Source organism: Pyxidicoccus fallax (assembly GCF_012933655.1).
In the GTDB taxonomy this organism is placed as follows: domain Bacteria; phylum Myxococcota; class Myxococcia; order Myxococcales; family Myxococcaceae; genus Myxococcus; species Myxococcus fallax.
This window is the reverse complement of the sequence record NZ_JABBJJ010000548.1, coordinates 1-5165: the sequence shown is the minus strand read 5'-3', so window position 1 is coordinate 5165 and position 5165 is coordinate 1. Positions and strand designations below refer to the sequence as shown.

3 protein-coding genes and 1 pseudogene are annotated in these 5165 nt (G+C 66.2%); 2 read left to right on the top strand and 2 right to left on the bottom strand.

Annotated elements, in window-relative coordinates; all coding sequences use genetic code 11:
- Positions 1-56: 56 nt before the first annotated feature.
- Positions 57-158, top strand: a pseudogene (locus HG543_RS57120) (hypothetical protein); the annotation flags it as partial.
- Between the two features lie 11 nt (positions 159-169).
- A complete protein-coding gene (locus tag HG543_RS51250; RefSeq protein ID WP_169352291.1) occupies positions 170-3076 on the top strand; it encodes a pentapeptide repeat-containing protein in 2907 nt (968 codons plus the stop codon).
- A 9-nt stretch (positions 3077-3085) separates the two neighbouring features.
- Here the strand turns inward: HG543_RS51250 and HG543_RS51245 are convergent, their stop codons facing one another.
- Together HG543_RS51245 and HG543_RS51240 are read right to left on the bottom strand one after the other, a co-directional pair.
- Positions 3086-3430 (bottom strand): thioredoxin family protein, encoded by a 345-nt coding sequence (locus HG543_RS51245; protein ID WP_169352290.1) that lies wholly within the window; start codon positions 3428-3430, stop codon positions 3086-3088.
- Between the two features lie 41 nt (positions 3431-3471).
- Positions 3472-5165: CotH kinase family protein (locus HG543_RS51240; protein ID WP_246357903.1), on the bottom strand; the 1694-nt coding region annotated here is incomplete at its 5' end.

Below are 5165 nucleotides of genomic sequence, written 5' to 3'. Positions count from 1 at the left end.
GGCGGGAAGCGGTACTCCAGCGCGCTCGCGGATGTGCGTGACCTCAGGACGAGGGCGACACGGACGGCGCGCGCAAGGTGCTGGAGGAGTACATCGCCAGTGAGTCCGTCCCTCGGTACCGGGAGTGGGCCGAGACGGAGCTGAAGGATTTTGAGTGAGAGGGATGCCCATGTTCGACGCACTCGTTTACTTCAAGGCCCTCAGCAAGTTGCTCCAGGTGGGAATGACCGCGTGGGAGGCCTCTCAGGAGGGGGGCATCGGCAGCAAGGAAATCACCGCGATACGTCTGGCGACGGACCTGCTGGGGGAATTGGGGGGAAAGAGTTCAGGACAGCCGACGGACATGGAGGCCCTGCATTTCGGTGTCATCACGCAGTGCTTCGGCCATGCGCTCGGGCGGCAGTGGGCGTTCAACAAGGAGCTGGCGCCGCGGGGGCTCCTGCGCTTCATAGGGAAGGAGCGGCGGGCGCGGGTAGAGGAAATCGACCTCCGGGTCAAGCTCGCTGCAAGCTCGCTTCGGAAGCTGCAAGTGGGTGATCTGCCCGCAGGCGTGGATGCCATCAAAGTCGCGGCTGCCATCGACGAGCCCCTGGCCACCCCGTACTACAAGGCGCTCTGGGAGGCGTTCTCCAACCCGAAGCTGGATGAGGGAGAAGAGAGACTCGTCCCACTACTCGACTTGGAGAACGGGCGCCTAGGGTTCGAGCGCGACTTCTTCCTCGCCTACCAGCAGGTGTTGTCGTCAGCAGAGGGACAGAAGCTCCAGAAGTATGTGGCCGGCGTGGTTGGCGACTACCGCGCACGCATGCTTCGCGAGTTACTCCTCCGGGACATGGCGGCCTGGGGTGAGCGCCACACCTTCGGCAACCTGGAGCGGCAAGACAGGCCCGCGGATGACCCCATCCCGTTCATGCCGCTCGCGAAGATGTACGTCGAGCCCGAGGCCAGCCTCGCGGAGAATGTGCGGAAGGAGGACCGCCCGCGAGAGCCGGTGCTCTCCTTGATTGAGTGCTGGCTGGGAGCTTCGAAGACGAACGTCGTCGTGGTCCGTGCTGACTTCGGAATGGGGAAGTCGCTCACCGCGCGGTCACTCGCGCAGCGCCGCGCCCGGCAGTTCCTGGAGATGCGTGCCCCATCTCCCGACGTCGAACTGCCGGTCTTCATCCGGTGCGCCGAGGACCTGACCGACGAGGGCTTCGACCTCGATGAGGTTGTTTGCAGGGCCTGGAAGCGTGAAGCCGGCGAACTGGGTGTGAAGCTGAAGCTCGACGACCCCGCCCTTGAATCCCCCGAGCATACGCAGCGAGCCCTCTTCATCCTCGACGGGCTGGACGAGGTCATCCTGGGGGAGCGGCGACTGGAGTCCTTCTTCTCGCGCATCAAGGACGAGGCTTCGGAGCATCACCGCTTCATCATCTTCTCCCGTCCGGGTGCGCTTCCTTCTGAGAAGGAACTCGAAGGCATTCCGGTGCTCGACATCCTGCCGTGGACCCAGGCCCAGATATCCACCTGGCTCAATGCATGGAGTGGCCTGGATGGGGGTTCCGGGCCGACGCTCCAGGATTTGGAGGCGCGTCAGATGGGGGAGTTGGCCAGGACGCCCATCCTCCTCTTCATGATTGCCCAGACCTGGAAGGGACAGTCCCGTGAGGCCGGAGCGAGCCGCGCGGCCCTATACGAGGAGTTCTTCTGGCAGATAGCCCGCGGGAAGCACGAGGCGGACCGTAAGCACCACAAGAACGTTTCCGACGCTTCCGAGGAGCTTCACCAGCAGTTGATTCGCAGGGGCATGGTGGCCCGGGAAACGGAGCCGCCGGATGCCATGCTCTGGCTCATGGGGCGGGTGGCCTGGGAGGCCACGAAACTCGACCAGCGCCAGATGATTGAGCCGCTGCGCAAGGCAGAGGTCCTCAAGAAGCACGACATCACGAACCTTCTCGTCCACGAGCTGGAGGGCGTCGAGAGCACGTCCGACACCATCGAAGCCATCCAGGTGGGTTTGCTCCTGACGCTCCAGGCCCACCTGCGCTCCGGGGCCGCGAGCCAGATCCTCTTCGGCCACAAGTCCTTCCGGGAGTTCCTGGTGGCGCGCTACTGGGCGGACCGGCTGAAGGCGATTGCGCGTGCGCCCTCGCGTGTGTGGGAGGACATCGAATCTCCGCTGCTGGGAGGGCGGCTGCTCAGCCGGGAGGACCGGACCTTCGACTTCCTGATGGAGATGCTGGACGGAGAGCCGCATCGAAGAAGCCCCGCGGCTCCTTTCGGCCTGGAGAATGCCGAGCGTCGCTCGTTGCTGGATTGGGCCCAGACTCGGTTCGAATCCGAAGAGCCCGAGGTACCGGCGGAGGCTTCTCGTGGAGCACGCAGCCGTCAGCCCTCATTGCGCGAGGACAGGCGGCCCTGGCTGCGTGAAGCAGCGCTTGCCATTGGCAGTACGCTCCGGGGCGGTCCTGGCCTGAGACAGCGTGACAAGCTCACCATGAGGTCGATGCTCGCCTGGTTCTGGCTGATGCGGATCGGCCCCATCATCATCGCGCGAAAAGCGCACCTGCCGGGTGCATTGATGCCGGACAACACCTTGAGAGGTGCTGATTTTCGCGAAGCCAATCTCGAGGACGCCAACTTTTCACGAGCCAGCTTGCGATTCAATCCAGGGGGGCCTCCCACGAAATTCTCCAAGGCATCACTCGATCGCGCCTCGATGATGAATGCAGACCTCTCGCTTTGTGACTTCGAAGGTGCATCCATGAGAGCCGCGAATCTCGACAGTGCGTCGCTGTCCGGCTCCATGCTGCGCGGAGCGGATCTAGAGGGCGCCAACCTGGACGAGGTCACTGCAAACCATGCTTCGTTCATCGGTGCGCAGCTGAAGGAAGTCATGCTGAGGAACGCCGATCTCACAGGTGCGTCGTTCATCAGGGCCGACCTGACGCATGCTCACCTGCATGGCGCCATTCTCACCCACGCCGTGCTCACAGACGCGGTGTTGAAGGGAGCCTTTTATGACGACACGACGCAATGGCCCCAGGGGTTCGACCCGGTCGCGGCAGGAGCCCTGCACGCACCATACGAATGATGCACGGTCCTACGCCTTCGGCAGGTGGTCCCGCACCACGCCGAGCCAGTACTCCTTGCCGTAGTACTGGCTCATCTTCCCGATGAGCTTCCCGTCGCGGAACAGCAGGAACGTCGGAATCCCGAAGAGGCCGAAGCGGCGCGCGAGCTCCTCGTGCTCGTACGCGTTCACCTTCACCACCCGCATCGGCGCACCGTCCAGCTCCGACAGGAGCATGGGCTCCGCCGCCGCGTAGATTTCGCAGTTCGGGCAGCCGTGGCCCCAGAAGTCCACCACCACCAGCTCGTCCTTGGGCTCCATGACCAACTGGTCGAAGTTGTCCGCCGTCCCCTCGTAGCTCACGGGATGTGCCATGGCCTCCTGCCTAACGTCCTCCCCCTCCGCCTTCAACCTGCTCACTCGGTGCGCTGCTCGAAGTCCTCGCCAATCCCGCCGCCTTTGCGCCCGTACACCGAGCCGGCGGGCAGCGGCCCGTACCAGACGGCGTCCTCCGGCCCGAAGAGCACCGGTTTTCCCGTCACCTCCGAGCGCCGTTCCCGATTGAAGACCCCCACCTCGCCCCCATCGCTCGACAACGTGAAGGGCAGATGCAGCGGCCCCCGGGACGTGTCCCCACTGGTCAGCAGCCGCACCGACTCCCCTGGCCCGAGCGTCCCCGGCCCCAGCCGGTACCGCGTCGAGGCCCGCAGGTTGTTCGTCACCTCGAGGTCCTCCAGGCGCAGCGTGCCGCTGCCGCGGTTGTACAGCTCCACGTACCCCGCGCCCCCCGCCGCCACCGCGCGGATGACCAGCGGTCCGCTCCCGTGCGCCTTCAGCGCGTCCAGTTCCTTCAGCAGGTATTCGCGCCGGCCTCGCACGTAGTCCCGGAGGAACTCGCGCGCTCGCGATGCGTGCTCGGCGGAGGCGTGCGGGTCCTGCCGAAGCTCCGGCTCCACCACCTTCCACAGCGCGTCGATGTGGGCCAGCGCCTCGTCCTCGGAGAAGGGCCCCGCCAGCGCCGCCTCCAGCTTCGCAATCAATCTCGCCCGCAGCGCCGGCCGGTCCCACACCCGCGTCGCCAGCACGCTCCACGTGGGCCGCTGCTCTGGCCGCGCCGTCACGCGCATCTCGAAAATCTCCTGCACCGCCGGGTCGTACAACGTGAAGGGCTGCGGTGAGTGGTCCACCACGGGCCGGGACTCGGGCTTCCGGGTGCGCCAGTAGAGCATCTGCGCGTTGTTCAAATCCCACGGCACGTACGTCCACCGGTCCGCGTGCAGCTCGTGCACCCAGTAGCCACGCGCGTCCTCGATGAGCTGGTTCGAGATGAGCGCGTCCGTCGCCAGGTTGCCCAGGTACGCCTCCACGTCCACCCGGCGTTCCAGCTCCTCCTCGAAGCGCGCGTCGTCGCTGCCGTTCACCCACGCGAGGAAGGCCGTCAGGTCCTCCTGGCCCGTGTCCTCGTTGGTCTTCTTCTCGAAGGAGCCCTGGTGCGGACCGGGCCTTGGCGTCAGCTCGCAGTTGCGGTGGCCGCAGCGGTAGATGGACGCGTCGCGCTCCCTACCGTGGTGCTTCAGCCAGTCCTTCCCCACGTGCTCCATGTCCAGGTAGAGCCCCTGGAGCTCGCCATTCACGGTGACGCGCACGTAGCGGGCGTCCGGCACCGGCAGGCCCATGGCGCGGTACAGGTCCACCGCGAACTTCTCCGTCAGCTTCCCGCCATCGAGCCAGCTCGCGAGCAGCGCGAAGTGGTCGCGGTCTTCCAGCTCCTCGCCGGAGTCCAATTCGATTTTGTAGCTCCTCTGCGGCAGGTCGCGCGTGCTCGCGCCCCGGTAGCGCACGCGCCCCTTCACCCGCGTTCCCTCCAGCGTCACCGTGCAGGGCACGGAGGCGTCGGACATCGGGTCCGCCTCCAGCTTCGCGAGGTCGCCCGGCGCCAGCTCCAGCGCGAAGGTGGGCACGTGCGACTGCACGGGGGGGAACCCGCCCGGGCGCGGCGGGTTCGCGTCCTGAGGGAGTTCCGGAGGCGCGTCCCCGTCTGGGATGGCCTCGGTCGCACCGGGGGCACACGCCAGGAGCCCCACCAGACCCACGGCCCACCACCCCGCTC

Bases quoted from the DNA above. Each gene is read 5' to 3' on its own strand.
- HG543_RS51250 (WP_169352291.1), top strand. From the start codon at position 170: ATGTTCGACGCACTCGTTTACTTCAAGGCCCTCAGCAAGTTGCTCCAG.
- HG543_RS51245 (WP_169352290.1), bottom strand. From the start codon at position 3,430: ATGGCACATCCCGTGAGCTACGAGGGGACGGCGGACAACTTCGACCAG.